Origin of the sequence: uncultured Caulobacter sp. (genome assembly GCF_947036865.1) — a bacterium.
Classification (GTDB): domain Bacteria; phylum Pseudomonadota; class Alphaproteobacteria; order Caulobacterales; family Caulobacteraceae; genus Caulobacter.
Map to the genome: position 1 here is coordinate 1 of NZ_CAMQSF010000029.1, position 26,645 is coordinate 26,645.

General features: G+C 68.7%; 18 protein-coding genes. 2 read left to right on the forward strand and 16 right to left on the reverse strand.

What is annotated here, in order from left to right:
- The 11 genes from Q0V34_RS14625 to Q0V34_RS14675 form a co-directional block, all read right to left on the reverse strand.
- A partial coding sequence (locus tag Q0V34_RS14625; RefSeq protein WP_297513144.1) for a biotin/lipoyl-containing protein occupies positions 1-270 on the reverse strand: 270 nt, incomplete at its 3' end.
- Between the two features lie 60 nt (positions 271-330).
- The gene (locus Q0V34_RS14630) at positions 331-3,294 is read right to left on the reverse strand and encodes a 2-oxoglutarate dehydrogenase E1 component (protein WP_297513146.1); all 2,964 of its coding nucleotides are present in this window, start codon (positions 3,292-3,294) and stop codon (positions 331-333) included.
- 176 nt (positions 3,295-3,470) lie between these two features.
- Complete coding sequence (gene sucD, locus Q0V34_RS14635) at positions 3,471-4,355, reverse strand: succinate--CoA ligase subunit alpha (RefSeq protein WP_297513148.1); 885 nt, start codon at positions 4,353-4,355, stop codon at positions 3,471-3,473.
- Positions 4,356-5,555: an ADP-forming succinate--CoA ligase subunit beta gene (gene sucC / locus Q0V34_RS14640; RefSeq protein ID WP_297513150.1), complete on the reverse strand. Its 1,200-nt coding sequence runs from the start codon at positions 5,553-5,555 to the stop codon at positions 4,356-4,358.
- Between the two features lie 346 nt (positions 5,556-5,901).
- Positions 5,902-7,515 carry an alpha/beta hydrolase-fold protein gene (locus tag Q0V34_RS14645; RefSeq protein ID WP_297513152.1) on the reverse strand — a complete coding sequence of 538 codons (1,614 nt, stop codon included), beginning with the start codon at positions 7,513-7,515 and terminating at the stop codon, positions 5,902-5,904.
- Positions 7,516-7,574: 59 nt separating this feature from the next.
- The gene (locus Q0V34_RS14650; protein WP_297513154.1) at positions 7,575-10,937 is read right to left on the reverse strand and encodes a glycosyltransferase; all 3,363 of its coding nucleotides are present in this window, start codon (positions 10,935-10,937) and stop codon (positions 7,575-7,577) included.
- 202 nt (positions 10,938-11,139) lie between these two features.
- Positions 11,140-12,450: an MFS transporter gene (locus Q0V34_RS14655; protein ID WP_297513156.1), complete on the reverse strand. Its 1,311-nt coding sequence runs from the start codon at positions 12,448-12,450 to the stop codon at positions 11,140-11,142.
- Between the two features lie 86 nt (positions 12,451-12,536).
- Positions 12,537-14,783, reverse strand: a complete 2,247-nt coding sequence (locus Q0V34_RS14660) for a TonB-dependent receptor (RefSeq protein WP_297513158.1) — start codon at positions 14,781-14,783, stop codon at positions 12,537-12,539.
- A gap of 166 nt (positions 14,784-14,949) precedes the next feature.
- Positions 14,950-15,642: a TetR/AcrR family transcriptional regulator gene (locus Q0V34_RS14665; RefSeq protein WP_297513160.1), complete on the reverse strand. Its 693-nt coding sequence runs from the start codon at positions 15,640-15,642 to the stop codon at positions 14,950-14,952.
- Positions 15,643-15,714: 72 nt separating this feature from the next.
- Positions 15,715-16,146 (reverse strand): DUF2141 domain-containing protein, encoded by a 432-nt coding sequence (locus tag Q0V34_RS14670; protein ID WP_297513163.1) that lies wholly within the window; start codon positions 16,144-16,146, stop codon positions 15,715-15,717.
- A gap of 28 nt (positions 16,147-16,174) precedes the next feature.
- On the reverse strand, positions 16,175-16,735 hold the full coding sequence (locus tag Q0V34_RS14675) for a DUF2306 domain-containing protein (RefSeq protein WP_297513164.1): 561 nt from the start codon (positions 16,733-16,735) through the stop codon (positions 16,175-16,177).
- Positions 16,736-16,785: 50 nt separating this feature from the next.
- Here Q0V34_RS14675 and Q0V34_RS14680 point away from each other — a divergent pair, with 50 nt between their 5' ends.
- The gene (locus Q0V34_RS14680; RefSeq protein WP_297513230.1) at positions 16,786-17,625 is read left to right on the forward strand and encodes a LytTR family DNA-binding domain-containing protein; all 840 of its coding nucleotides are present in this window, start codon (positions 16,786-16,788) and stop codon (positions 17,623-17,625) included.
- 148 nt (positions 17,626-17,773) lie between these two features.
- Here the strand turns inward: Q0V34_RS14680 and Q0V34_RS14685 are convergent, their stop codons facing one another.
- From Q0V34_RS14685 to Q0V34_RS14695, 3 genes are all read right to left on the reverse strand, one after another.
- Positions 17,774-19,171, reverse strand: coding sequence for an efflux transporter outer membrane subunit (locus Q0V34_RS14685; RefSeq protein ID WP_297513166.1), 1,398 nt, complete (start codon positions 19,169-19,171; stop codon positions 17,774-17,776).
- A 185-nt stretch (positions 19,172-19,356) separates the two neighbouring features.
- Entirely contained in the window at positions 19,357-22,539 is a 3,183-nt protein-coding gene (locus Q0V34_RS14690) for an efflux RND transporter permease subunit (RefSeq protein ID WP_297513169.1), read from the reverse strand.
- A 222-nt stretch (positions 22,540-22,761) separates the two neighbouring features.
- Complete coding sequence (locus tag Q0V34_RS14695; RefSeq protein WP_297513171.1) at positions 22,762-23,940, reverse strand: efflux RND transporter periplasmic adaptor subunit; 1,179 nt, start codon at positions 23,938-23,940, stop codon at positions 22,762-22,764.
- A gap of 425 nt (positions 23,941-24,365) precedes the next feature.
- Between Q0V34_RS14695 and Q0V34_RS14700 the strand changes: the two genes are divergently transcribed.
- Entirely contained in the window at positions 24,366-24,998 is a 633-nt protein-coding gene (locus Q0V34_RS14700; RefSeq protein WP_297513172.1) for a TetR/AcrR family transcriptional regulator, read from the forward strand.
- A gap of 148 nt (positions 24,999-25,146) precedes the next feature.
- On the opposite strand, the gene modB is transcribed toward Q0V34_RS14700, so the two are convergent.
- Both modB and modA read right to left on the reverse strand, forming a co-directional pair.
- The gene (gene modB, locus Q0V34_RS14705) at positions 25,147-25,818 is read right to left on the reverse strand and encodes a molybdate ABC transporter permease subunit (protein WP_297513175.1); all 672 of its coding nucleotides are present in this window, start codon (positions 25,816-25,818) and stop codon (positions 25,147-25,149) included.
- Between the two features lie 2 nt (positions 25,819-25,820).
- Complete coding sequence (gene modA / locus Q0V34_RS14710; RefSeq protein ID WP_297513177.1) at positions 25,821-26,579, reverse strand: molybdate ABC transporter substrate-binding protein; 759 nt, start codon at positions 26,577-26,579, stop codon at positions 25,821-25,823.
- Between the last annotated feature and the right edge of the window lie 66 nt (positions 26,580-26,645).

A 26,645-nucleotide genomic window follows, 5' to 3' on the forward strand; every position in this document is an offset into this window, starting at 1 on the left:
AGCCGGCGCGGCGGCCGGCGCGGCCGAGGCCGTGGCGCCTTCGGCGATCACGCCCAGCACCGTGCCCGGCGTCACGGTCGCGCCTTCCTCGGCGCCGATGGCCGACAACACGCCGTCGGCGGGCGAGGCCACTTCCAGCGAAACCTTGTCGGTTTCCAGCTCGACGAGGATCTCGTCCTTCTTCACGGCCTCCCCGGCCTTCTTGGTCCAGCGGGCGACCGTCGCTTCGGTGACGGATTCGCCCAGGGCGGGGGTCATGATGTCGGCCATGGGGGCTGTTCCGAGTCTCTCTTGTTTGGTCCGGCGAGGTTTAGCGGTGAAGTCCGACGCTTACGCGAAGGCCTCGTTGAGGAAGGTCTCGAGCTCTTTCAGGTGGCGGCTCATCAGGCCAGCCGCCGTCGAGGCCGAGGCGGGACGACCGACATAGCGGGCGCGCTTGGCCTTGATGTCCAGCTTGTCCAGCGTCAGCTCCATCCACGGATCGACGAAGGTCCAGCCGCCCATGTTCTTCGGCTCTTCCTGGCACCAGACCAGGTCGGCGTTCTTGAACCGGCCGAGCACGTTCATCAGCGACTTCATCGGCCACGGATAGAACTGCTCCAGACGCAGCAGATAGACGTCGTCGCGACCGGTCTTGGCGCGCTGGTCGACGAGGTCGAAATAGACCTTGCCCGAGCAGACGATGACCCGCTTGATCTGATCGTCGCTCTTCAGCGTGATGCCGCCGACGTCGCAGCCGGCCTCGGCCCCGTCGACCATCACGCGGTGGAAGGTCGAGCCCTCGGTGAAGTCGGTCAGGTTCGAGACGGCGCGCTTGTGGCGCAGCAGGCTCTTGGGCGACATCACGATCAGCGGCTTGCGGAACTCGCGATGCATCTGCCGGCGCAGAGCGTGGAAGTAGTTGGCCGGCGTCGTGCAGTTGACGACCTGCATGTTGTCCTCGGCGCACAGCTGCAGGAAGCGCTCCAGGCGCGCCGAGCTGTGTTCCGGGCCTTGGCCCTCGTAACCGTGCGGCAGCAGCATGACGAGACCGCTCATCCGCAGCCACTTGCGCTCGCCCGAGCTGATGAACTGGTCGATCACGACCTGGGCGCCGTTCACGAAGTCGCCGAACTGGCCTTCCCACAGGGTCAGGGTGTTCGGATCGGCCAGCGAGAAGCCGTACTCGAAGCCCAGCACCGCCTCTTCCGACAGGGCCGAGTCGATGACCTCGTAATTGGCCTGCCCCGGACGGATGTTGTTCAGCGGCGTGTAGTGCTCTTCGGTCTTCTGGTCGATGATGTCCGAATGGCGCTGGGTGAAGGTGCCGCGCACCGAGTCCTGGCCCGACAGGCGGACCGGAATGCCCTCGTCGAGCAGGGTGGCGAAGGCCAGGTGCTCGGCCGTGCCCCAGTCGATGCCCTCGCCCTTCTCGATCGCCTCGCGGCGGTTCTCGATGGCGCGCTTGACGGTCTTGTGGGCGTCGATGCGCTCGGGGATCGTGGTGATCAGGCGGCCCAGCTCCAGGAGGCGGGTCTTGGGGAAGGCCGTCTTGCCGCGGCGATCCTCGTCGCCCGGCAGGGTCAGGCCGGCCCACTTGCCGTCCAGCCAGTCGGCCTTGTTGGCCTTGTAGGTCTTGCCGGCCTCGAACTCGGCGTCGAGGAACTTCTCGAACTCGCCGACCCAACCGTCGGATTCGGCCTGGGTGATGACGCCCTCGCCGATCAGGCGGTTCGAATAGAGCTCGCGGGTCGAGGGGTGGCCCTTGATCTTGGCGTACATCAGCGGCGACGTCATGGTCGGGTCGTCGCCTTCGTTGTGGCCGAAGCGACGGTAGCAGACCATGTCGATGACCACGTCCTTGCCGAACTTCTGGCGGTACTCGGTCGCGACCTTGGCGGCGAAGACGACGGCTTCCGGATCGTCGCCGTTCACGTGGAAGATCGGCGCCTCGACCATCAGCGCCATGTCGCTGGGATAGGGCGAGCTGCGCGAATAGCGCGGGCTGGTGGTGAAGCCGATCTGGTTGTTGACGATGAAGTGGATGGTGCCGCCCGTGCGGTAGCCCTTCAGGCCCGACAGGGTGAAGCACTCGGCCACCACGCCCTGGCCGGCGAAGGCCGCGTCGCCGTGCAGCAGCAGCGGCAGCACGTGGCCGCGGCCGGCGTCCGGCTGCTCGCGCAGCACGAAGGCCTGCTTGGCGCGGGCCTTGCCGATCACGACGGGGTTGACGATTTCCAGGTGCGAGGGGTTGGCCGTCAGCGACAGGTGGACCTTGTTGTCGTCGAACTCACGGTCCGACGAGGCGCCCATGTGGTACTTCACGTCGCCCGAACCCTCGATGTCCGAGGGCACCGACGAGCCGCCTTGGAACTCGTGGAAGATCACGTGATAGGGCTTGCCCATCACGGCGGCCAGCACGTTCAGGCGGCCGCGGTGCGGCATGCCCAGCACGATGTCCTTCACGCCCAGGGCGCCGCCGCGCTTGATGATCTGCTCCATGGCCGGAACCATGGCCTCGCCGCCGTCCAGGCCGAAGCGCTTGGTGCCGGGGAAGCGCTTGTGCAGGAAGCGCTCGAAGCCCTCGGCCTCGATCAGCTTCTTCAGGATGGCGACCTTGCCCTCCTTGGAGAAGGTGATCTCCTTGTCGCGACCCTCGATGCGCTCCTGCAGCCAGGCCTTCTCGGCCGGGTCGGAGATGTGCATGTACTGCACGCCGACATTGCCGCAGTAGGTGCGGCGCAGGATCGACAGGATCTCGCGGATCGTCGAGGTCTCCAGACCCAGCACGAAGTCGAGGAAGATCGGACGGTCGTAGTCGGCCTCGGTGAAGCCGTAGGTGGCCGGATCCAGCTCGCTGGCGTCCTTGGGCGGATCCAGGCCCAGCGGGTCGAGATTGGCCGCCAGGTGGCCGCGCATGCGGTAGGCGCGGATCATCATGATGGCGCGCAGGCTGTCCAGCGTGGCGGCGCGGACGGCCTCGGCATTGGCGCCGGGGGCCTTCGCCTCGATGGCCTTAGAGACCTTGGCCTCGACGGCCGGGGCGACGGTGGCCCACTGGCCATCCAGGGCCGACAGCCAGTCCGGACGGGCGGTCGGGACCTTCTTGGGGGTCCAGGCCGGGTCCTGGGCGGCGCGTTTGACCTGGTCGGCCTGCTCCTGCAGGCTGGCGAAGAAGGCGTTCCAGGACGGATCGACCGAGCCGGGGTTCTCCGCCCACTGGGCGTAGAGGTCTTCCACGAAGGCGGCGTTGGCGCCGTAGAGGAAGCTGGTCTCGGTCAAGACCTGGTTGATGATGCCTGCGTCGTCCGCCATGGAATTGTCGCCTTCAGATCCGCTGCTCACGGGACCGCTAACCCGCGGGCCGTAAATATAGTCTCTCAATCACCCGAGCGCCCGTCGCTTGGCGGGGCCCAGGTGATTTTTTCGGATCGTCGACTGGCGGTCGCAAAAAACCTGGGCCCCGCGCGAGGCGGGGTTTCGGTGTCTTATCAGCCTTTGAGCACTTCCAGCAGGGTCTCGCCCAGCTTGGCCGGCGACGGCGAGACGCGGATGCCCGCGCTCTCCATGGCCGCGATCTTGTCCTCGGCGCCGCCCTTGCCGCCCGAGACGATGGCGCCGGCGTGGCCCATGTGACGGCCCGGAGGCGCCGTGCGGCCGGCGATAAAGCCGACCATCGGCTTCTTGCGGCCGCGCTTGGCTTCGTCCTTCAGGAACTGGGCGGCGTCCTCCTCGGCCGAGCCGCCGATCTCGCCGATCATCACGATCGACTTGGTGGCGTCGTCGGCCAGGAACATTTCCAGGACGTCGATGAACTCGGTGCCCTTGACCGGGTCGCCGCCGATGCCCACGGCCGTGGTTTGGCCCAAGCCAGCGTTCGTGGTTTGGAAAACCGCTTCATAGGTCAAGGTGCCCGAGCGCGACACGACGCCGACCGAGCCTTCCGAGAAGATCGAGCCCGGCATGATGCCGATCTTGCACTGCTTGGGCGTCAGAACGCCGGGGCAGTTCGGGCCGATCAGGCGCGACTTGCTGCCTTGCAGGGCCTTCTTGACCTTGACCATGTCCAGCACCGGGATGCCCTCGGTGATGCAGACGATCAGCGGGATCTCGGCCTCGATGGCCTCGAGGATCGAGTCGGCCGCGAAGGGCGGCGGGACGTAGATCACCGAGGCGTCGGCGCCGGTGCGGTCCTTGGCTTCGGCGACGGTGTCGAACACCGGCAGGCCGATGTGCGTCTGACCGCCCTTGCCCGGGGTGACGCCGCCGACCATCTGGGTGCCGTAGGCAATGGCCTGCTCGGTGTGGAAGGTGCCTTGAGCGCCGGTGATGCCCTGGCAGATGACCTTGGTTTGCGAACCGATCAGAACCGACATTTAGCGGGCGCCCTTCACAGCGGCGACGATCTTCTCGGCGCCGTCAGACAGATCGTTGGCGGCGATGACGTTCAGGCCGCTTTCCGAGATGATTTTCTTGCCGAGTTCGACGTTGGTGCCTTCCAGGCGGACCACCAGCGGAACCTTGAGGCCGACTTCCTTCACCGCGGCGATGACGCCCTCGGCGATGATGTCGCAGCGCATGATGCCGCCGAAGATGTTGACCAGGATGCCTTTGACGGCCGGGTCGGCGGTGATGATCTTGAAGGCCGCGGTGACCTTCTCCTTGCTGGCGCCGCCGCCGACATCGAGGAAGTTGGCCGGCTCGGCGCCGTACAGCTTGATGATGTCCATGGTGGCCATGGCCAGGCCCGCGCCGTTGACCATGCAGCCGATCTCACCGTCCAGGGCGATGTAGGCGAGGTCGTACTTCGACGCTTCGATTTCCTTGGGGTCTTCCTCGGTCTCGTCGCGCAGCGCCTTGATGTCCGGGTGGCGGAACAGGCTGTTGCCGTCGAACGACAGCTTGGCGTCGAGGACGCGCAGGTGATCATCCGCCGTCACGATCAGCGGGTTGATCTCCAGCATGGCCATGTCCTTGGCCATGAACGCCGTATAGAGCTGGGTCAGCAGCGAGGCGGCTTCCTTGGCCAGGCCGCCGGTCAGGCCCAGGGCCTTGGCCAGGGCGCGCTGGTGGGTCGGCCACACGCCGGTCGCCGGGTCGATGGTGAAGGTGTGGATCTTCTCGGGCGTCGAGTGGGCGACGTCCTCGATGTCCATGCCGCCCTCGGTCGAGGCGACGACCGAGACCTTGCTCGAGGCGCGGTCGACCAGCAGCGACAGGTAGAATTCCTTGGCGATCGCCGCGCCTTCCTCGATGTAGAGGCGGTTGACCTGCTTGCCCTTGGGGCCCGTCTGGTGGGTCACCAGCACCCGGCCGAGCATTTCCTCGGCGTTGGCGCGAACCTCTTCGACCGACTTGACGACGCGGACGCCGCCCTTGGCGTCGGGGCCCAGGCCCTCGAACTTGCCCTTGCCGCGGCCGCCGGCGTGGATCTGGCTCTTCACGACGAAGACCGGCGTGCCGAGCTTTTCGGCGGCGGCGGCGGCTTCGTCCGGCGTGAAGGCGGGGAAGCCGCGCGGCACGGGAGCGCCGAACTCGGCGAGTACGGCTTTGGCTTGATGTTCGTGGATGTTCATGAGGGCCCGGTCTCGACGACGGCTTTCAGAAATGTGGCCGGGTTATAGGAGCGGTATTTCGCAGGCGCAACCGCGCGACGACGATAAGGTGAAGGCTTGCGCGGTTATGGGGTTCGATAGGACAGGCGGACCGGGCATCCGCGCCCCCGGAAGCCCTTCCCCTTGATGGGGAAGGGTTGGGATGGGGTGGCCGCTGAATTTCAGCCGCGACGCGCTCGGCCATGGTCATCGCCTTGCGAAGACGGCGAGCGCGTTTCACGGCGCCCAGCGGGCGCCTGGGGAAGGGAGAGGGTGACCCGACCTTTAGTTGTTTACCCGCTAGCCGATGCTTGGCGCATCAAGCCGCTTACGGCGCGGCCGGCGCGGTCGGGATCGGGACCGGCGGCTTGGAGCCCGGACGGGCGACCGCGTACATCTCCCAGGCGATCGTCTTCATCAGCGCCTGACGGTCCTCGCCGACGGCATAGAGGTCGCCGTGGGTCTTGTCCTTCAGGTAGCGGAAGTCGGTCTTGGCCCCCAGGCCCTTCATGACCGCCTCCAGTTTCCGGGCCGCGCCGTCCAGATAGAAGGTGTCGGCCGTGCCGACGATCAGGTGCACCTTGCCGTCGAGGTCCGGCTTCAGGGCCGGCCAGTTCGCCTTCAGCCGCGCGGCGATGTCGTAGTGCTGGCTCCAATAGGCGACGACCGCCGGATCGACGGCGCCGGTCGCCCGGTCGAACATCGGCACGGGCCGGCCGGCCGGACCGCGCGGCGAGAACACCCAGTCGAACGAGCCGAACTGGCCGCCGTACTCGCCCAGCACCTCTTCCAGGGCGACCATGTCCTTGAGCGTCGCCAGCACCTTGTCGTGGTCGCGGGCGATCGGGCGCGGCGAGCCGTCGGGCTTGTAATAGACGTTGGCGTTCGGGGCGTAGAGGTCGACGCCCGTGAAGTCGTGGAAGTCGCTGGGATCGGGCGAGGTCGACCACGTTCCGCCGAAGACCTTCGGATAGCGGGTCTGCAGCCACAGCGTCGCCCAGCCGCCCGAGGAGTGACCGTTCAGGAAGCGGCCATTGGCCTTGGCGTCCATCCGCCAGTGCTTTTCGAGATCGGGGATCAGTTCCTCGGTCAGGGCCTTGCCCCAGGGGCCGTTGTTGACGCTGTCGGCGAACTCGTGCGTGCCGGTGGCGCCGCTCTCGTCCAGATAGACCCAGATCATCTTCGGGGCCTCGCCCTTGGCCATCAGGTCGTACATGCGCGTGGCCTGGCCGACGAGATAGGGGTTCGAGCCGCCGAAGCCGTGCGTGTAGTAGGCGGTCGGGTAGCGCGCCTTGTCGGTCTCGTAGCCGGGCGGGGTCAGGACCCAGCCCTTCATCGTGATCGGCCGGCCGAAGAAGGCGCTGAGCGCGGGGCTGACGAAGTTCACCGGCGCGATGTGCGGCTTGGCCGCCGCCAGACGATCGACGGCCGCCTTGGGCGCCTGGGGCGGAAGCTTGAAGGGGTCGTAGTCCGGCTCGACCTTGTCCAGCACCAGCTTGGTCCCGGCCGCCAGCGGCAGGGTGATGGTGGTCACCGGGCTGACCAGGTCGCCGCCGCCTCGGCCGTTGTAGTTGTAGCTGTGGTCCTGATCGAGCACGGCCTGGACCGCGTACTCGCCCGGCGGCAGCCGCGAGAACAGCTTGGGCGCGGCGCGACCGTCGAGGTCGATGTCCAGCACGGCGCCGGCCGCGACCGTGCCGACCTCGCGGGCGGCCACCTGGCCCTCGCCCGAGAAGGGGTCGGCCTCGACGCTCTCGATGACCCCGCCCTTGGCGTCCGCCTTGGCCGCCGCCAGCGGCTCGGCGAAGATCAGCAGGCGGCCCGAGACCTGGCCCGGGATCCCGGGGCCGACCTGGACCTGAAGGATCGGATGATCCGCCGCGTTCGCGCCGCTCGCGCTCAAAGCCAGCAGCATCGCCGCCGAGATCATCATGGACCGCATGTCGCCTCCCCAAGGTTGGCCTAGCTAGGCCACGCCTCGGGGAGCCTGGCAAGCCGGGTCTAGCCGACCTTGACCGACACCGAGCCGCGCCGCTCCAGCTTGCCCCAGCCGACCCGGCCGCCGCGAATGGCCATGACCACCGACTTGACCACGACATAGTACATCAGCTGCCGGTAGCCGAAGCGCTGCACGGGCAGGAACGGCAGGTCGCCCCACGGGGCGCGCTTCTCCAGCAGCATGCCCAGCGCGCCGGCCGCCAGGTCGACGCCGATGAACACCGCCCAGTAGACCAGGCCCAGAATCAGGTCGTCGGGCCGCCATTCCACCGGGTGGGCGGCGGCGGCGTAGACGCTGCTGATCAGGGCCCAGATCACGCCCAGGTCGACCAGGGGCGCGGCGACGGCCAGCAGGATCTGGAAGAGCCAGATCTGCGGCAGGGCCACGAAACCCAGCACCGGGGTCTTGCGGTTGAACATCGCCCGGCGATGCTTCCAGACGCACTGCAGCGTGCCGAACGACCAGCGGAAGCGCTGCTTCAAGAGGCCGCCGACGGTGTCGGGCGCCTCGGTATAGGCGCGGGCCTCGGGGTCGAAGGCCACCTTCCAGCCCGCGCGCTGGCAGGCGATGGTCAGGTCCTGGTCCTCGGCCAGGGTGTCGGCCGGATAGCCGCCCAGATCGTCGAGCACGCTCTTGCGCCAGGCGCCCACCGCCCCCGGCACCACCGTCACGGCGCCCAGGGCCGACAGCGCCCGTCGCTCCAGGTTCTGGGCGGTGACATATTCCAGGGCCTGCCAGCGGGTGACGATGTTGACCCGGTTGCCGACGATGGCGTTGCCGGCCACCGCGCCGATGTCCTCGTCCTGGAACCAGCGGGCCAGGCGGCCGATCGTCTCGGGCGGGAACAGGGTGTCGGCGTCCAGCGCCACCACATATTCGCCCTTGGCCACGGCCAGGCCGCGATTGACCGCCCGCGCCTTGCCGCCGTTCGGGAACGACAGCAGCGTCACGCGCGGATCGTTGGCGAAATGCTTGCGGACCTCGTCGGCGGTGCGATCCTTGGAGCCGTCGTCGAGGACCAGCACCTCGAGGTTCTTCCAGTGGCTCTCGAGGATCCGCGCCACCGAGGCGGCGATGACCTTCTCCTCGTTGAAGCAGGGGATCAGCACGCTGACCAGCGGCCCGTCTTCCGGATCGAGGTCCTGCGGCTCCTCGTGGGTCCAGAAGCGGTGGACCAGCGCCAGGCTGGCCAGGAAGACGAGGCGCGCCACGCCCAGGAAGATCGCTGTCAGGAACAGCGCGGTCATCCCCGACTGGGCCCAGCGGAAGAAGTCGAAGCCCAGGCGATCGAGCGCCAGATCCAGCGCCGTGCGCGAGGTGGGCGGCATCACCTGCTCGGGGGTCATGCCGGCCAGCTCGCCGATGGTGACGAACCGATAGCCGCGCGCGCGGATCGCGTCGATCAGGCCCGGCAGCGCCGCCACGGTGCGACTGCGGTCGCCGCCGGCGTCGTGCAGCAGCACGACCTGCCCGGGGCGATTGCCGGGGTTGTCGAGGCGGTCCAGCGTGCGGTCGATGATCTCCTGCGGCGAGGGCTTCTGCCAGTCGTCGGGGTCGATCCGCAGGCCCACGGACATGTAGCCGAGGGTCTGGGCGATCACCAGCGGGGCCACCTCGTGCGGCGTCGAGGGCTCGGCGTCGCCGAAGAACGGCGGCCGGAACAGGCGCATGGAGCGGCCGGTCAGCACCTCGAACAGGCGCTGGGTGGCGTTCAGCTCGACGGTCACCTGCGCCAGCGGCGTCTCGGCGATGTTGGGGTGGGTCCAGCTGTGGCCGCCGACATCGTGACCCTCGGCGACCTCGCGCTGCACCAGGTCGGGCCGCTTCTGCATGTTCTGGCCGATCACGAAGAAGGTGGCCGGCGCCTTCTTGGCTTTCAGGATGTCGAGGATCTTCGGCGTCCAGCGCCCGTCCGGCCCGTCGTCGAAGGTCAGCGCCACCAGCCCCTTCTTCTGGCCGTAGCGCTCGATGACATAGGAGCTGGGGATCACGTCGTAGGTCTGGCCCGAGATCAGCCCCGTCGCGGGATCGAACGCCAGGCTGCGCTTGCCGGGCGTGGGCAGGGCGGCGACCCGCAGCACCTCGCCGCCGCCGTCGAAGTCGACGCCCTGGCCGTTGGCGAGGCTGGTCAGGCCGGTCGCGGTGACCTGGCCATAGGGCTTGCCCAGCAGCGACCAGACGCCGGGATCCTCCATCCCCATCCGCCACAGGCCATAGCCGCGCGGCTTCCAGGGGTCGGAGACCTTGACCTGGTTGAACAGGGTGACCGCGTCCAGGAACCAGACGACGTGGTTGTCGCCGTTGTCGTCGGTATAGGTATAGGTCGGGTTCAGGGCGTCGGCGTCCATGCGGATGGTCGCGCTGGCGTCCTGGGCGTTGCGCATCGCCTCGTGGAAGGTCGCCGGCGACCCGGAGGCGCGCGAGCCGTCGGGCTTCAGCGTCCAGTCGTAGCCATAGGCGCCGAGCGCCAGGATGGTCCGCGCCGGATCCAGCTGATGGGCGAAGCGTTTGCCCAGCTCGCTCTGGTACCAGTCCTGCCCGGCGTTCGGCCCCGGATCGCCCAGGGCGTAGTGCTGGTCATAGGCCATCAGCACCAGGGCGTCGGAACTGTCCTGCAGGCGCTTGAGCGGCCAGCCCTCCTCGTCGAACGGCGCGGTGACCCAGGCCTCGCGGCCGGTGTCCTTGAAGGCGGCGCGGGCCTCGTCGAGGAACTTGGGATAGGCGGCCAGACCCTTGGCCGACAGGTTCTCGAAGTCGAAGACATAGCCGCCATAGCCGTGCTGGGCGGCCAGGCGCGAGAGGTTGTCGATCAGCTTGGCGCGCGCGGCCGGGTCGGCCAGCAGGGCGTCGGCCAGGGGGCCGTTGAACTGAGCGTTGGCCGAGTTGTGAACCAGCGGCAGCACGGCCGGATGATTGGGCGCGTTGGCGATGCGCGCCACGCCCTCGGGATCGTCGACCAGGGTGATGTCGCCTTTCGCGCCCTTGATCGCCACCCACTGGGGCGAGACCACGTCGAGCTTGTCGACATTGCGGCGCAGCGATTCGCGGCTGTCCTCGTCCCAGGCCACGTAGAAGCCGACCGACAGGGGACGCACCGCCGCGCCGTTGGGCGCGGTCTTGGGCCGGGGCACGCGGCGCCAGGTCTCGGCCGGACGCGCCCGGCGCGGGCTTTCCTGGTGCAGGGCGGTCAGGACGTGGGGGTCCTTCAGCGGCGCGTCCGGCAAGCGGGGCGCGAAGGCCAGGGTCGCCACGAAGCCCGCCACGATGGCGGCGAGCGCCGAGATGACGATCCCCAGAACCAGCTTGGCCCGTCGCTCACGCTTGCCCGTGGGGTCGTGAAAGATGTGGCGGTCTTCGGGGGTCATTCAGGCGCTCGCGGTTCTTTGCGGCAGTGATACCTGAAATTGACGGAAGCGTGGCGATAGGTCCGCTAGAGCCTGTGTGTTTTGGATGGAATCATCCGGAACGCACGGGCTTGGTTTCAGGCCTCTGGCGCGTGGCGCCGCCGAAACGGCGCGCGCTTTCGGCTATCATGCTCCACGAAGGCGGCGTTTGGTCGCGGGGCCCCTACTCGACCCAGTCGCGGGCCAGCCGGCGCGCGGCGAGGATGAACAGCAGCGCCGCCAGCAGGTAGAAGCCCATGCCGGTATAGATCGCCCAGCGCAGCGATTCGGCCCCGAAGGTCGGCTTCAGCAGGTCCGAGACCAGGCCGAAATAATAGACCCCGACGGCGATCCCCAGGAGGTTGTTGATCAGCAGGAACAGGGCCGAGGCCGTGGTCCGCATCGGCGCGGGGGCCAGATGCTGCACGGCGGCGGTGATCGGTCCCAGCCAGGTCAGGTTCAGGCCCGTGGGGATCAGGAAGATCGCGAAGGCCAAGGCCAGCGAGGCCTGCCCCCCGAGCCCGCCCACCAGGCTGCCGCTGTTCATGGCCAGCAGGAAACAGGGCGCCGAGATCAGGAAGGCGATGGCCGGGGTCAGCGGGTAGGCGGCCTTGGACTTCGCGCCCAGCCGGTCGGCGACCGCGCCGCCCAGCCAGATGCCCAGCAGGCCGCCGAAGAAGGCGATGCCCGAATAGTACCAGGCGGTCTGCGCCAGGGTGAGGCCAAGGCTCCGCATGAAGAACGACGGCAGCCAGGCCGCGACGCCATAGCCGCAGACCGACGACGAGGCCGCGCCCAGCGACAGCAGCCAGAAGCTGGGCTTGGCGGCCAGCAGCCGGACCACCGCGCCGAACGGCGGGACGGGCGCGGCGACCAGAGGCGCCTCGGCCGGATCATCGGCGCCGCCGCGCTTGGGATCGCGCACGATCAGCCGGAACACCGGAGCCAGCAGCACGCCCAGCGCGCCCACCGCGACGAAGGCCGTGCGCCAGCCGTAGTGGACGGCCAGCAGGCCGCCGACCAGGGTCCCGGCGGCCGTGCCCAGCGGAATGCCGAAGGCGTAGGCGGCCAGGGCCCGGGCGCGTTGATGCTTGGGGAAATAGTCCGCGATCAGCGAATAGGCCGGGGCCACCCCGCCCGCCTCGCCGATGCCGACGCCCATGCGGGCCAGGAACAGGTGGCCAAAGCTTCCGACCATGCCGCACAGGGCGGTGAAGCCGCTCCACAGGGTCAGGGCCGCGGTGATGATCCAGACGCGGCTGAAGCGGTCGGCCAGCCAGGCGATCGGGATGGCCAGGGTGGTGTAGAGCAGCGCGAAGGCCAGGCCGCCCATCAGGCCGAACTGGCCGTCGGTCAGGTAGAACTCGTCCTTGATCGGCTTGGCCAGGATGCCGAGGATCTGCCGATCGAGAAAGTTCAGCGTGTAGGCCAGGATCAGCATGGCCAGGACCACGTAGCGATAGCCGCCCGTCGTCGTCGTCCGCCACTCGCTCATCGCCCCGCCCCCGTCACGCCGCCGCTTACATAAGGAAAGGGCGGGATCCGTTGCAGCGGATCCCGCCCAGTTGGTCGCCTAGATGATTAGAACGCCACCTCGACCGAGGCGGACACGGTGCGCGGCGGACCGTAGAAGCCGATCACCGAGTTGTTGTAGGTCGGCGCCCCGAAGTTGTAGCCGCCGGTGCGGTACTTCTCGTTGGTCAGGTTCTTGCCGGTCAGGGCCAGCTTGTAGCGGCCGCCCGGCGCGGTCCAGATCGCCGTCAGGTCGACCAGGGTGAAGGCCTTCTGGTCCAGCAGCGGCAGGGGCTGCTCGAACTGCTGATAGCTGTCGCGATAGCTGACCATCGGGGTGATCGCCAGGTCGCCGCCCGCCAGGTCGCCGCGCCAGGTCAGGCTGACATTGCCCGTCCACCGAGGCGTGTTCTGGAAGCCGTAGAGATTGGCCACGTTGACGACCTGGCCGGTGGCCAGGGTCTGGGACGGATTCACCGGGTTCGGCGCGCCGGCCGGCACGAAGCGGCTGAAGCGATCGTACTTGGCGTGGATGTAGCCGAGGGCGACATTGCCCGACAGGTGCTGGCTGAGCTTGGCGTTGGCTTCGAACTCGGCGCCGTACAGCGTCGAGGCGCCGGCGTTGTCGACCGAGCTGGCGATGCCCGAGGGCACCACGACCTGGGTCGTGACCTGCTGGTCGGTGTATTTCGACAGGAAGATCGCCGACGAGAACGAGACGCGGCGGTCGAGGGCGAAGCCCTTCAGGCCGGCTTCGTAGGTCTTGACGATTTCCGGGCGGTAGCCCTGGGTCGTCTGCGGGGTGATGAGCGCGTCGCCGCGCATGTCCCAGCCGCCCGACTTGAAGCCCTTCGAGAACGACACGTACGACGTCAGGTCGTCGCTGAGTTCGTACGAGGCCGAGATGCGGGGCGTGAACTGGTCGAAGGTCTTCTGAGCGGTGTAGTTGGTGCGCGTCTGCAGGATCGGCCGCTGGGCGCCGCCCTGATAGGGCGACCGCGTCGCGCCGAGATAGAAGAACCGGTAGACATTGGCGTGCTTGGCGTCGCTGGTGGCGCGGGCGCCCAGCGAGACCTTGAACTTGTCGGTCAGGTTGGCGCTGAAGTCGAAGAACGCCGCGAAGCTCCGGGTGCTGACCTTGCCGCCGTCGGCGATCGAGACGCCGAGGTTGCCGGCGATGGTGTCGAACTCGCCCGAGGCCTGGCTGTTCATGTAGTAGAGGCCGAAGACGCCCTGGACGTTCTCGTCCGAGTAGACGGCCTGCAGTTCCTGCGAGAACGAGCGGTCGTCGTAGGTGGCCGGCACGTCCAGGGTCGGCAGCGGCGTGCCGTCGAAGTCGATCAGGGTGTCGGTGTGGCCGCGGCGATTGGCGGTGATCGACTTGAACGTCAGGTTCTTGGTCGCCTGCCACTCGCCCGTCAGCGACATGCCCCGGGTCTCGACGTGGTTCTGGTCGCCCAGACCGGCCTGGGTGTCGTAGATGCCGAGGATCGGATAGTTCCCCACCGTCGGCAGGGTCTCGCGGTGCCCGTGACGCGGGTTGGAGTCGTCCACGACCTTGTCGTAGGCCAGACGGAAGAACAAGGCGTCGGTCGGCTTGTACTCGGCGCTCAGGCGGTAGGCGTGAACGTCCTTGTTGTAGTGCTGGGCGCCGGTGGTCAGGTTCTTGCCATAGCCGTCGCGGTTGTAGAGCGCGTAGGCGGCGCCGATCGACAGACCCGTGTCGGCGATCGGAGTCTGGGCGGTCACCAGGACATCGGTCTGGTTATAGCTGCCATAGGTGGCTCGCACCTTGGCGGCCGCCTCGTCGCCCAGGCGCTTGGTCACATACTTGATGGCGCCGCCGATGGTGTTGCGGCCGTACAGCGTGCCTTGCGGCCCGCGCAGCACTTCGATGCGCTGCACGTCGAAGATGTCGAGCACCGCGCCCTGCGGACGGTAGATATAGACGTCGTCGACATAGAGGCCGACGCCGGGCTCGTAGCCCCACAGCGGATCCTGCTGGCCCACGCCGCGGATGTAGCTGATCAGGGTCGAGTTCGACCCGCGCGCGGTCTGAACGGTGATGTTCGGGGTGGTCTGCGACAGGACGGTGATGTCCGTGCCGCCCGAGCGCTCCAGCTTCTCGCCCGAGAAGGCCGAGACGGCCACCGGGACGTCCTTGAGATTTTCCTCGCGGCGCCGGGCCGTGACGACGACCTGATCCACCGCGATGGCGCTGTCGCCCGTCGGGGCCTGTTGCCGCGCCGACGCGACGCCCGCGATCGCGCTCCACGCCGCGCCGGCCAGCAGCGCGACCTTCCACATCGAAGTCATGGGGTTCCCTCCCTTGCGTTCCGCCCGTCCGAGCCGGATCCGTCTTTCGCGGACGCAAGCTCGGCTTCGCCCATTCATCGAACGGCGAATTGCGGACACAATCACCCGAACCGGCTCCGGACGCCAGCGCTTTTTTCATCAGGTGATGAAAAATGGTGCGGCGGACCTATCCCGCCTTGGCGATCACCGCCTCGAAGCCGGCGGCGCAGTAGGCGAACAGCCGCTGGCGCACCGCTTCCAGGTCGCTGGAGTGGCACTCGCCCTCGGACAGCGAGTCGATCCGTCCGGTCTCGGACAGGGACAGCATCATCGATCCGGTCAGGAACTGATAGCACCAGTAGAGGTCGCGATAGGCCGCCTGGGGCCGCACGGTCTTCAGCGTCTCGACCAGCTGATGCACGACGGGATCGAAGAACCGGGCCATGGTCTCGCCGCCCCAGGCCGGCGTGTTGTTCACCTGGGCGACCAGGGCGAAGTAGTTCTTCCAGCCCGCCCCGCCCTCCTGAGAGATGCGCAGCAGCGGCTCGATGAAGGCCTCGATCACGCCCTCGACGGTCATGGCCTCGGCGTGGGCCTTCACATAGGCGTTCATCGACGCCTCGCGGGCCGTGTTCAGGATCTCGGCCCGGCGCAGGAACACCGCGTCGAACAGCTCGCGCTTGGCGCCGAAATAGTAGTGGATCAGCGCCGTATCGACCCCGGCCTCGGCCGCCACCTGCCGGGTGGTCACACCGTGGAAGCCGTGACGCGCGAACAGGCCCTCGGCGGCGTCGAGGATGGTTTCCTTCAGGTCCAGGCCCTTGGCCTTGGACGGACGCCCCCGGCCGCCGGCGCGGGCGCGGGGCTTGGCTACGGTCATGGACAGGGGCTCGCCGTGGGTTGCGCTCCGTCCTCGGATAGGCGCAACCCGGCGGCCCTGGCAAGATCGGCGTTACTTCAGATGGATGACCTGGGTGTTGGCGCCTGCCTTCACGGCGAACGCAGCGTCGTCGAAGCTGGGCGGCCCCATGGTGATCGGCGCGTCGCGCGAGAAGCCGAACGGCTCGGTCGGATAGCCGTAGTTGTCGCGGGCCAGCTTGCCGTCGCCGTCGACGTCCTGGAACACCTTCACGCCATAGGTCCCGGGCGGCAGGGCGACGATCTTGGCGGTCGCGTCGGCGGCCGGGACCACCGCCACCCTCACAGGCTTGCTGGCGGCCCAGCCCGCGGCGCCGTCATAGACGCCGATCATCAGCTTGCCCGAGGTCGACTTCAGTCCGGGGAAGCTCAGGGTCAGGTCGCCGAGCGCCTCCTGGGCGTGGGCGGCGGAGGCGATGGCGGCCGCGGCGATCAGCGACAGGCCGAGGGTCTTCAGCGGGGTCATGGGGAAATCCTTTCCAATCAAGCTTGGCTCAGCCCAGGAACATCGTCCAGAGCAGGCGGCCGGGAATGAAGGCGAACAGGCCGGCCAGCAGCAGGCCGCCGACGAACATGCCGGTCATGGCCCTGCGGTGGGCGGCCACCTTGCCGCGCTTGATCGCGTAGACCGCGCCGGGCAGGCCCACGATCGTCCACCCCGACAGCAGGTGAATGAAGCTGAAGTGGCCGTTGTTCAGTTGGCGGATGAACAGGGAGCTGACCGCCGTGACGCCCATGGCGATCACCCAGGTCCAGCCCAGCGCCTTGTGCAGGCGCGTGCCCTTGACGCGCATCATCAGGGCGACGCCGATGATCAGGGCGGACAGGGCCGCCGTCAGGTGGATCTGGACGGCCAGGGGCTCGGCCGCCAGCAGCGACAGGTCCGGCGCGTGGGGATGGACGCCCCGCGCGACCAGGAACGCGCCGATGCCGGTGAACAGCCTCGGCGCGGCGACCACGACCACCAGAATGGCCAGGGTCACGCCCAGGACGGCGTTCCGCAGGGCGTCGTCGCCGAGGATCAGGCGACCGATTGACTTGGCCTTCGCATGCATCTTCCTTCACTCCCGGTTCGAGCGGGGCGACCGATCGCCTCGCCGTCGACATCGGTGTTGGAGCGGGCGGCCTCGTGTCTCAATCGGCTTTGCGTCAAACGCCGGCCTCGCTGCGTGAGCGGCTGGCCGGCGCCGTTCACGCTTCGCGAACGGTATGGTTCGGACGCGACGCGCTGCGCGGCTACCTCGTGTCTGGCGGCGCGGGGGTGTTCCTGGCGCTGATCGGCGCCATGGGCTCGTACCAGGCGCCGCTGCTCCCGCGCCTGCTCTACTGGGTGGGTCTGAGCGTCGCGGGCGCCGTGGTCGGGACGGGCGTCACCCAGCTGATCGGCCGCGAGGGCCGCGCCGACAACCACCCATGGCTCTATGGGACGGCGACGGTGATCCTGATCACCCTGCCCTTCACCGTGGTCGTCTGGCTCGTCAGCGAAGCGCTGTTCGTCGGCCGTCTGAGGCCCGAGACCCTGCCGCGCTATCTGCTCCCGGTGCTGATCGTGACGACGGCGATGACGGCGCTGAACTTCCTGGTGCAGCGCCGCCCGCCCGAGACCCACGCCGCGCCGACGGGCGCGCCGGCGCCCCGGTTCCTCGATCGCCTGCCGCCCAAGCTGCGCGGCGCCGAGCTCTACGCGGTCGAGGCGGAGGACCATTATCTGCGCCTGCACACCTCGCGCGGCCAGGACCTGATCCTGATGCGCCTGTCCGACGCGGTGGCGGAGCTGGAGGGCATCGAAGGCGCCCAGACCCACCGCTCGTGGTGGGTGGCCAAGGCGGCGGTCGAAGCCGCCCGGCGCGGCGACGGCCGGGCGACGCTGTCGCTGAAGGGCGGCGCCGAGGCCCCGGTCAGCAGGGCCTACGCCAAGGCCCTGCGCGAGGCGGGCTGGTACTGAGGCGGGGGCGTCTCCGTTTTCCCGGCGAATGCCGGGACCCAGATCTCGGAGCGTTCGAGGTGATCGGAAGAGCGCCGCGCGGCGAGAGCCCGCCCCGGCGCTTTTCCATCTGGGCCCCGGCGTTCGCCGGGGAAATCGGGGATGGGTTTCAAGCCTTCCAGCCCCCGCCCAGAGCCTTGTAGATCGCCACCACGTCGGTGTTGACCCCCGTCTCGGCGACGCTGAGCGCGTCCTCGGCGGCCAGCAGCGTGCGCTCGGCGTCGAGCAGGACCAGAAAGTCGATGCCGCCCTCGCGATACTGGATGCGGGCCAGCTCGGCCGCCCGGCGCGAGGCGGCGGCCTGGTCGGCCAGGCTCTTCAGCTGGGCTTGCTGCTGGCGGTAGGCGACCAGGGCGTTCTCCAGGTCCTCCAGCGCCCGCAGCACGGTCTGGTCGTAATTGGCCAGGGCCGCGTCGTCGCGGGCCCGCGCCGCGCGGAGGCGAGCGTGGGCGCTGCCGAGGTCGAGGGCCGGCCAGCTGACCGAGGGGGCGACCGACCAGGCCTTGCTGGCGCTGTTGCCGAACCCGGCCGAGGTCCCCGACAGGAAGCCGACGAAGCCGGTCACCGAGACGCGCGGGAAGAGGTCGGCCGTCGCCACGCCCACCTGAGCGGTGGAGGCCGCCAGCCGACGCTCGGCCGCCTGCACGTCGGGACGACGGCGCAGCAGGTCGCCGGCCTCGCCGATCGGCAGGGCCGCGACGCGCGGACGGATGTCGGCCTCGCGCGGCGCCAGCAGGGCGTCCAGGGCGCCCGGCCGCTGGCCGGTCAGGACCGCGAGGCGGTAGTTGGCGCGCGTCTCGGCCGTGATCAGCGACGGGATCGCCGCCTCGGTGGCGTTGAGGCGGGCTTGAGCGGACGCCACGTCGATCGGGCTCCCGGCCCCGGCGTCGAACCGCACCTTGGTCAGGCGCACGGTCTCGCGCTGGGTCTCGAGATTGCGCTGGGCGACCTTCAGGCGAGCCTGGGCGCCGCGCAGTTCGAGATAGTTTCGAGCGACCTCCGCGGCCACGGTGACCTGGGCGTCGCGCAGCTCGGCCTGGGCCGCCCCGGCTTCCGCCCCCGCCGCCTCGACACCGCGCCGGACGCGGCCGAAGAGGTCGATCTCCCAGCCGGCGTCGAAGCCGGCCTGATAGGTCTGGCTCTCGACCCGGCGGCCGTTCGAGCCGGGCTGCTGCTGGTCGCTTTTGGCATAGACGCCGTCGGCGGTGACGTGCGGCAGGAGGTCCAGCTTCTGCTCGGTGAACAGGGCGCGGGCCTCGGCGACGCGGGCGACGGCGATCTTCAGATCCAGATTCGCGGCGAGGGCCTGGCCGACCAGCTGGTCCAGCACCGGATCGCCGAACGCCTTCCACCATTCAGCCTCGGGATTGGCGGCGGTGAAGACGGCCGGATCGGCGTTCTGGAAGGCGGCCGGCGGGGTCGCCGGCGCCTTGTAGTTCGGCCCCACCGCGCAGGCGGCGGCGGTGAGGGAGATACTGGCGATCAGGGAAAGTCTCAGAGCATTCATGACAGACCTCGTAGGTCTCCCTTCCCCCTTGGATGGGGGAAGGTTGGAGATGGGGGCCAGGGATGTGATGGGGGTGAAAGAGGTTCCGGAGGTGGCGCGGTCGAGCTGAAGTCCGCCGGCGCTGTCACCCCCACCCCTGCCCCTCCCCCATCGAAGGGGGAGGGCGTTGGGTGCGCGGGCTGGCATCAGTGGCTCTCCACTGGCGTTGCTTCGATCCGCTCCGCCCTCAGCGCGGCCCGCCGGGCCGTCCCCCGGCGGATGACGTAGTAGAAGATCGGCGTCAGGATCAGGCCGAACACCGTGACGCCCAGCATGCCGGCGAACACCGCCACGCCCATGGCGCGGCGCATCTCGGCCCCGGCCCCGTGCGACACCACCAGGGGATAGACCCCCATGATGAAGGCGATCGAGGTCATCAGGATCGGCCGCAGGCGCAGGCGGCAGGCCTCCAGGACCGCCTGGAGCGGGCTGTCGCCGTGCTCCTCGCGCTCCTTGGCGAACTCCACGATCAGGATGGCGTTCTTGCAGGCCAGGCCCACCAGCACGATCAGGCCGATCTGGGTGAAGATGTTGTTGTCGCCCTTGCTGATCCACACGCCGGCCAGGGCCGACAGCAGGGTCATCGGCACGATCAGGATCACGACCAGCGGCAGGCTCCAGCTCTCGTACTGGGCGACCAGCACCAGGAAGGCCAAGAGCACGCAGAGCGGGAAGATGAAGACCGCCGTGTTGCCCGCCAGGATCTGCTGGTAGGTCAGCTCGGTCCACTCGTAGCCCATGCCGTTCGGCAGCTCCTTCTTGGCCAGGTCTTCAAGCGCCTTCTGGGCCTGACCGGTCGAGTAGCCAGGCGCCGGGCCGCCGTTGATCTCGGCGGTCAGCATGCCGTTGTAGTGGCTCTCGCGGTCCGGACCGGTCGTCTCGTGGAAGTTCACGAAGGCGCCCAGCGGGATCATCTGGCCCGAGCCGTTGCGGGTCTGCAGGCGCAGCATCTGCTCGGGCTGCAGGCGGAAGCGCTGGTCGGCCTGGACATTGACCTCGTAGGTCCGCCCGAAGCGGTTGAAGTCGTTGACGTACAGCGAGCCCAGATAGACCTGCATCGTCTCGAAGAGGTCGGTCAGGGACACGCCTTGCGCCCTCGCCTTCTCGCGGTCGATGTCGGCCTGGATCTTCGGGACGCTGACCTGGTAGCTGGAGAAGATGCCGGCCAGGGCCGGGTCCTTGCGCGCCTTGTCCATCAGGTTCTGGGTGGCCTTGTTCAGCTCTTCCGGACCCAGGCCCGCCTTGTCGACGATCTGCATGCGGAAGCCGCCGATGGTGCCCAGGCCCTGGACGGACGGGGGCGGGAAGACGGCGATCTGGGCGTCGGGGATGGCGCCGAACTTCTGGTTCAGGGCCGCCACGATCGCGCCGGCCTGCTTGTCCTTGTCCCGACGGTTCTTGAAGTCGTCGAGGGGATAGAACACCGCGCCGGAATTGGGGCTGTTGATCAGGCCGTTCACGGACAGGCCCGGGAAGGCCACCGAGTGCTTGAGGCCCGGCACCGTCTTGGCGATCTCGCCCATCTGGCGGATCACCGCCTCGGTGCGGTCCAGCGAGGCCGCGTCGGGCAGCTGCACGACCGCGACCACATAGGCCTTGTCCTGCTGCGGCACGAAGCCGGTCGGGGTCTTGGCGAAGGCGAAGGCCGTCAGGGCCAGCAGCACACCGTAGACGACGAGGCCCGCGGTGGAGCGGCCCAGGGTCTTGGCCACGCCGCCGACATAGCCGTTCGAGGCCTTGGCGAAGAAGCGGTTGAACGGGTTGAACAGCCAGCCGAGGCCTAGGTCGATCAGCTTCTGGAAGCGGTCCTTGGGCGCGTCATGCGACTTCAGCAGCACCGCGGCCAAGGCCGGCGACAGGGTCAGGGAGTTGAAGGCCGAGATCACCGTCGAGATGGCGATGGTGAGGGCGAACTGGCGATAGAACTGGCCCGACAGGCCGCTGATGAAGGCGGTGGGGATGAACACCGCGCACAGCACCAGGGCCGTCGAGACGATGGGTCCCGTCACCTCGGTCATGGCCTTGCGTGTGGCGTCGGGCGGGGCGAGGCCGAGGCTGATGTTCCGCTCGACGTTCTCGACCACGACGATGGCGTCGTCGACGACGATGCCGATGGCGAGAACCAGGCCAAACAGCGTCAGGGCGTTGAGTCCAAAGCCCATCAGCAACATCACGGCGAAGGTGCCGATCAAGCTGACGGGCACGGCGATCAGCGGGATCACCGAGGCGCGCCAGCCCTGCAGGAAGATCACCACCACGATGACGACCAGGATGATCGCCTCGATCAGGGTGTGGACCACCGAGTCGATCGACTGCTGCACGAAGGCGGTGGTGTCGTAGATGATCTCGTAATCGACGCCCTCCGGGAACTCCTTCTTGAGTTCCTTCATGGTCTTCTTGACCTCGGCCGCCATCTGCAGGGCGTTGGAGCCGGGGCGCTGGAAGATCGGCATGGCGACGGCCGACTTGTTGTCGAGCAGAGAGCGCAGGGCGTAGTTGTTGGCCCCCAGCTCGACGCGGGCCACGTCGCCCAGGCGGGTGATCTGGCCGTTGTCGCCCGAGCGGATGATAACGTTCCGGAACTGCTCCTCGTCGGTCAGGCGGCCGGGCGCGTTGATCGACAGCTGGAAGTCGGCGCCGGAGCCGGCGTTGGGCGGCGCGCCCAGCTGACCGGCGGCCACCTGGACGTTCTGTTCCCGGAGCGCCTTGACCACGTCGCCGGCGGTCATCGACAGAGCGGCCAGCTTTTCAGGATCCAGCCAGACGCGCATCGAGTACGACCCCGCGCCGAAGATCTGCACGTCGCCGACGCCGTTGATCCGCTTCAGCCGATCCCGGACGTTCAGCTGCGCGTAGTTGCTGAGATACAGCATGTCGTAGCGGTTGTTCGGCGAGATCATGTGCACGACCAGGGTCAGGTCGGGCGAGGCCTTGTCGGTCGTCACGCCGATCCGCTGCACCTCCTGGGGCAGCTTGGGCAGGGCCTGGGCGACGCGGTTCTGGACCTGCACCTGGGCCTTGTCGAGGTCGGTGCCGAGCGCGAAGGTCACCGTCAGCAGCATGGCCCCGTCGGCGGCCGACTGGGACGACTGGTAGATCATCCCCTCGACCCCGTTGATCGCCTGCTCCAGCGGCGCGGCGACGGTCTGGCCGATCACGGACGGGTTGGCGCCGGGATAGGCCGCGCGTACGACCACGGTCGGCGGCACCACCTCCGGATACTCGGAAATCGGCAGCTGCGGCAGGGACACCAGGCCGGCGATGAAGATGATGATCGAGAGCACCGCCGCGAAGCGGGGTCGGCTCACGAAGAACTTGGAAAAGGACATGCGGGTCGTCCTGAGGAGAAGGCTTTCCGGGGGAGGAAGCGTGTTTTGCCTCTCCCCTCCCCCTTGATGGGGGAGGGGCAGGGGTGGGGGTGATCGCCGAGGGTGGGGTGATCGCCGAGGATGCGGGGATCGCCGAGGGGGAAGGCGAGCGCGGCGCGTGATCTAAGCGCCGAAGTCACCCCCATCCCCGCCCTTCCCCCATCAAGGGGGAAGGGAGAGTTTCTAGTTCTGCCCGGTGGAGCGTCCCTCGACGATCTGGCGGCCGCCGACTTCAAGCTGTCCAAGGTCGGCGAGGTCGGTCTTGACCTTGACCGGTGCGACGGTGTCGCCCGGCTTGACCTTCTGCAGGCCGCCGACGATCACGCGGTCGCCAGGCTTCAGGCCCGAGCGGATGATGCGCAGATTGCCCGCCAGCGGGCCGATCTCGACCGGGCGGTACTCGGCCTTGTTCGCGCCGTTGACCACCACCACGAACCGCTTGCCCAGATCGGTGCCGATGGCGCGGTCGGGCGCCAGGGCCACGGTCTGGCTGTCGGCGCTGACCAGGCGGATGCGGGCGAACAGGCCCGGCGTGAAGCGGCCGTCGGCGTTGGCGAAGATCGCCCGGCCGTTGATCGTGCCGCTCTTGGCGTCGAGCGCGTTGTCGATGAAGGCCAGCTTGCCGACGTGCGGATAGCCGTCCTCGGTGATCAGGCCCATATAGACCGGGCTCTGCTTGCCGCGTTCGCCGGCGGCGTACTTCAGGAAGGTCTGCTCGTCGGCGTTGAAGGTCGCGTAGATCGGGGTGTCGGAGACCACGGTCGTCAGCAGCGACGACTGGGTCACCAGGTTGCCCCGGGTGATGATGGCCTTGGAGACCCGGCCGTCGATCGGCGAGGTCACGCGGGTCCATTCCAGGTTCAGGCGGGCGGTCTGATAGGCGGCCTGGGCGGAGGAGAGATTGGCCTGGGCGGCGCGCTCTTCCGACGACAGACGATCGAATTCGCTGCGCGCCAGGGCGTTCTGCTCCAGGAGGCGCTCGCCCCGCTGGCGGTTGATGCTGGCGAGGTCCAGCTGGGCCTTGGCGCGGGCCACCTCGGCGGCGGCGCGGTCGGCCTCGGCCTTGTAGGGACGTGGGTCGATCTGGAACAGCACCTGGCCCTTGTGGACGCGGGCGCCCTCGGCGAACTGGGCGCCGTCGACATAGCCGGAAACGCGCGGACGGATCTCGACGGTGTCGATCGGCTCGAGGCGGCCGGTGAAGTCGTCCCACTGACGCAGGGACTTGAAGGCGACGTCGGCGACGGTGACCTGGGCCGGCGGCGGGGCGGCGGCTTCCTGCTTGGCCTGCGCCGAGCAGGCCGCCAGCACGGCCATGGCGGCCAGACCGGCGAACGAGGTGAGAACGGGTTGGAGACGCATGGGGGAGGACTCTGGCGGACGGTGAAGCGGGGGGCGGCGGGGGGCTGGCGCGGGCGTCATTCGAGGACGGGCCGGCGGGCCGAGCGGCCGCCGTTCGAAGACCAGGTCTGGCCCAAGGCCCGGACCGTGGTCCACGGGCGGCCGTGGCCGCCCCAGCGGCGGCTGGCCTTCGGCGCGCGCGTCAGGAAACCGAGAAATCCCTTGGGAAGGGCGGTCCGGGGCGCGGGGGCGTGATCGATCGCTCGAGGGGGCATTGTCGCGCGCTCCATATTTGCGGTTAAAGGGACCTAAAATGTCGCAAGGGCTGTTACTTGACCCGGGCGACCGGAAGGACGATTTAGGGATGTGACGAGACCGTTCGGTATCATCTCCACGGCGGAGAGATACTGACCGGTAACTCTCACGTCAAGGAGAGGTCTGCCAAGATGGCGACAAGAAATTCTGGGGAGGACGTTCACGGCGACTCGGAGGCCGGCGTCGCCGCGCCCGCGTCCAAGCGTCCGGCCCGTGACCGGATCTTCGAAACCGCGCGCGAGCTGTTCTATCAGCACGGCATCCGCGCGGTCGGCGTCGAGACCATCGCCGCCGAGGCCGACGCCACCAAGATGACGCTCTATCGGAACTTCCCGTCCAAGGACGAGCTGGTCGCCGAGGTGCTGCGCGAGCAGGAGCGGGAATACTGGGCCTGGTGGGAAGGCGTGACGGCCTGCTGCTGCGGCGATCCGCGCGGCCAGCTGGAGGCGATCTTCGACGCCTTCGAGACCAAGGCCTGCGACAGCGACATCCACGGCTGCCCGCTGTCGAACGCCGCGATCGAGCTGCACGAGGAAAACCACCCGGCCCAGGTGGTCTCGGTCAACTACAAGAAGGAGCTGCACCGGCGCCTGGTGGAGCTGTGCCGGGGCGCCGGAGCCAAGAACGACGACCTGGCCGACGCCCTGATGCTGATGATGGAGGGGGCCTATATCTCCCGCGTCACCCTGGGCGCCGAAGGCCCCGTCCGCGCGGTCTCGCGCTCGGCCCGGGCGCTGATCAAGCTGCACCTGGACGGCTGCTGATCTTCTCCGATTTCCCCGGCGAACGCCGGGGCCCAGATCGAACCCCGGCGCGTGGCGGGCCGTTCGCCGTCGGTAGGCGCGTCAGCCCGAGAAGCTCGGGATGAATCTGGGTCCCGGCATTCGCCGGGAAGATCGGGTTTGGGGCCTATCAGCGCGTCCGCGCCAGAACCTTCGACCGCGCCTCGAGGCCCAGCAGGGCCAGCAGCACCAGGAAGCCGAAGGCCAGCAGCAGCAGCGACAGGCGGTGGGCCTCGCGCCACTCCAGCGCCTCGACCAGGCGGTAGATCTCGGTCGACAGCACCGCCGTCGCGCCGGGGATGTTCCCGCCCAACATCATCACCACCCCGAACTCGCCGACCGTATGGGCGAAGACCAGGATCGCGGCCGCCACATAGCCGGGGATGGCCAGCGGCAGGGCCACGCGCCAGAAGCGCTGCCAGGGCGAGGCGCCCAGGGTGGCGGCGGCCTCCAGCGGCTCGTCGCCGACGGCCAGGAAGGCGTTGCGCAGCGGCTGCGCCGCGAACGGCAGCGACGAGATCAGCGAGCCGATCACCAGGCCCTCGAAGGTGAAGGCCAGGGTCCGGACCCCGAACGGCCGCAAGAGCGCCATCAGCGGGCTTTGGGGTCCCAGCGCGATCAGCAGGTAGAAGCCCAGCACCGTCGGCGGCAGCACGATCGGCAGGGCGACGAGGGCGGTGACCGCCGTCCGCGAGGCCGACCGTCCGCGCGCCAGCCACCAGGCCAGCGGCGTGGCCAGGATCAGCAGCAGGAGGGTCGTGATCCCCGCCAGCTTCGCCGTCAGCCACAGGACCTCGCCCATGCTCAGCGGACCTCGTAGCCGTAGCGCCGGATGATCGCCTTGGCCTCGCCGCTCCTCAGAAAGGCCATGAAAGCCTTGGCGGCGGCGCTGTCCTGGCCGGTCTTCAGCAGCACCGCCTGCTGCTCGATCGGCGCGTGGTCGGCGGCCGGGACGAGCCAGCGCGAGCCGCCCTTCTCGCCCGCCACCTGCGACAGCGCCACGAAGCCCAGCTCGGCCGCGCCGGTCTGGACGTACTGGTAGGCCTGGGTGATCGAACCGCCTTGGACGATCTTCGGCTTCAGGGCGTCGTAGAGCTTCAGCTTCGTCAGGGTCTCGAGCGCCGCCTGGCCGTAGGGCGCGGCCTTGGGATCGGCGATGGCCAGCTTCTCGAACCTGCCCGACCGCAGCACCGCGCCCCGGCCGTCCACCAAGCCGGGCGTCTTGCTGAACAGCACCAGCCGCCCGGTCGCGTAGGTGAAGCGCGAGCCGGGAACCGCCAGCCCCTCGGCCTCGGCCTTCCGGGGCCGCTCGACGTCGGCCGACAGGAAGACCTCGTACGGCGCGCCGTTGGCGATCTGGGCGTAGAACTGGCCCGAGGCGCCGAAGCTCAGGGTCGCCTCATGGCCGGTCTTCGCCTTGAAGCGGGCGGCGATGTCCTTGGCCGCCTCGGTGAAGTTGGCCGCCACCGCCACCTTGGTCTCGCCGGCGGACGCCGCGCCGCCCAAGGCCAGCGACAGAGCCCCCGCGAGGGCGGCGATCAGCATCGGACGGCGCGCGATCATCTGGTAATCCTGGGGCATGGGCTGCGGTTATGCAGCTCAACTACATAACGACGAACGCGAGGCGCG

What these genes read in the sequence shown, in the direction of transcription:
- Q0V34_RS14645 (WP_297513152.1), bottom strand. Translation starts at nt 7,515, where the DNA reads ATGCGGTCCATGATGATCTCGGCGGCGATGCTGCTGGCTTTGAGCGCG.
- Q0V34_RS14655 (WP_297513156.1), bottom strand. Translation starts at nt 12,450, where the DNA reads ATGAGCGAGTGGCGGACGACGACGACGGGCGGCTATCGCTACGTGGTC.
- Q0V34_RS14660 (WP_297513158.1), bottom strand. Translation starts at nt 14,783, where the DNA reads ATGACTTCGATGTGGAAGGTCGCGCTGCTGGCCGGCGCGGCGTGGAGC.
- sucD (WP_297513148.1), bottom strand. Translation starts at nt 4,355, where the DNA reads ATGTCGGTTCTGATCGGTTCGCAAACCAAGGTCATCTGCCAGGGCATC.
- modA (WP_297513177.1), bottom strand. Translation starts at nt 26,579, where the DNA reads ATGATCGCGCGCCGTCCGATGCTGATCGCCGCCCTCGCGGGGGCTCTG.
- Q0V34_RS14675 (WP_297513164.1), bottom strand. Translation starts at nt 16,735, where the DNA reads ATGCATGCGAAGGCCAAGTCAATCGGTCGCCTGATCCTCGGCGACGAC.
- Q0V34_RS14685 (WP_297513166.1), bottom strand. Translation starts at nt 19,171, where the DNA reads ATGAATGCTCTGAGACTTTCCCTGATCGCCAGTATCTCCCTCACCGCC.
- Q0V34_RS14665 (WP_297513160.1), bottom strand. Translation starts at nt 15,642, where the DNA reads ATGACCGTAGCCAAGCCCCGCGCCCGCGCCGGCGGCCGGGGGCGTCCG.
- Q0V34_RS14700 (WP_297513172.1), top strand. Translation starts at nt 24,366, where the DNA reads ATGGCGACAAGAAATTCTGGGGAGGACGTTCACGGCGACTCGGAGGCC.
- Q0V34_RS14690 (WP_297513169.1), bottom strand. Translation starts at nt 22,539, where the DNA reads ATGTCCTTTTCCAAGTTCTTCGTGAGCCGACCCCGCTTCGCGGCGGTG.
- Q0V34_RS14695 (WP_297513171.1), bottom strand. Translation starts at nt 23,940, where the DNA reads ATGCGTCTCCAACCCGTTCTCACCTCGTTCGCCGGTCTGGCCGCCATG.
- Q0V34_RS14670 (WP_297513163.1), bottom strand. Translation starts at nt 16,146, where the DNA reads ATGACCCCGCTGAAGACCCTCGGCCTGTCGCTGATCGCCGCGGCCGCC.
- Q0V34_RS14630 (WP_297513146.1), bottom strand. Translation starts at nt 3,294, where the DNA reads ATGGCGGACGACGCAGGCATCATCAACCAGGTCTTGACCGAGACCAGC.
- Q0V34_RS14650 (WP_297513154.1), bottom strand. Translation starts at nt 10,937, where the DNA reads ATGACCCCCGAAGACCGCCACATCTTTCACGACCCCACGGGCAAGCGT.
- sucC (WP_297513150.1), bottom strand. Translation starts at nt 5,555, where the DNA reads ATGAACATCCACGAACATCAAGCCAAAGCCGTACTCGCCGAGTTCGGC.
- modB (WP_297513175.1), bottom strand. Translation starts at nt 25,818, where the DNA reads ATGGGCGAGGTCCTGTGGCTGACGGCGAAGCTGGCGGGGATCACGACC.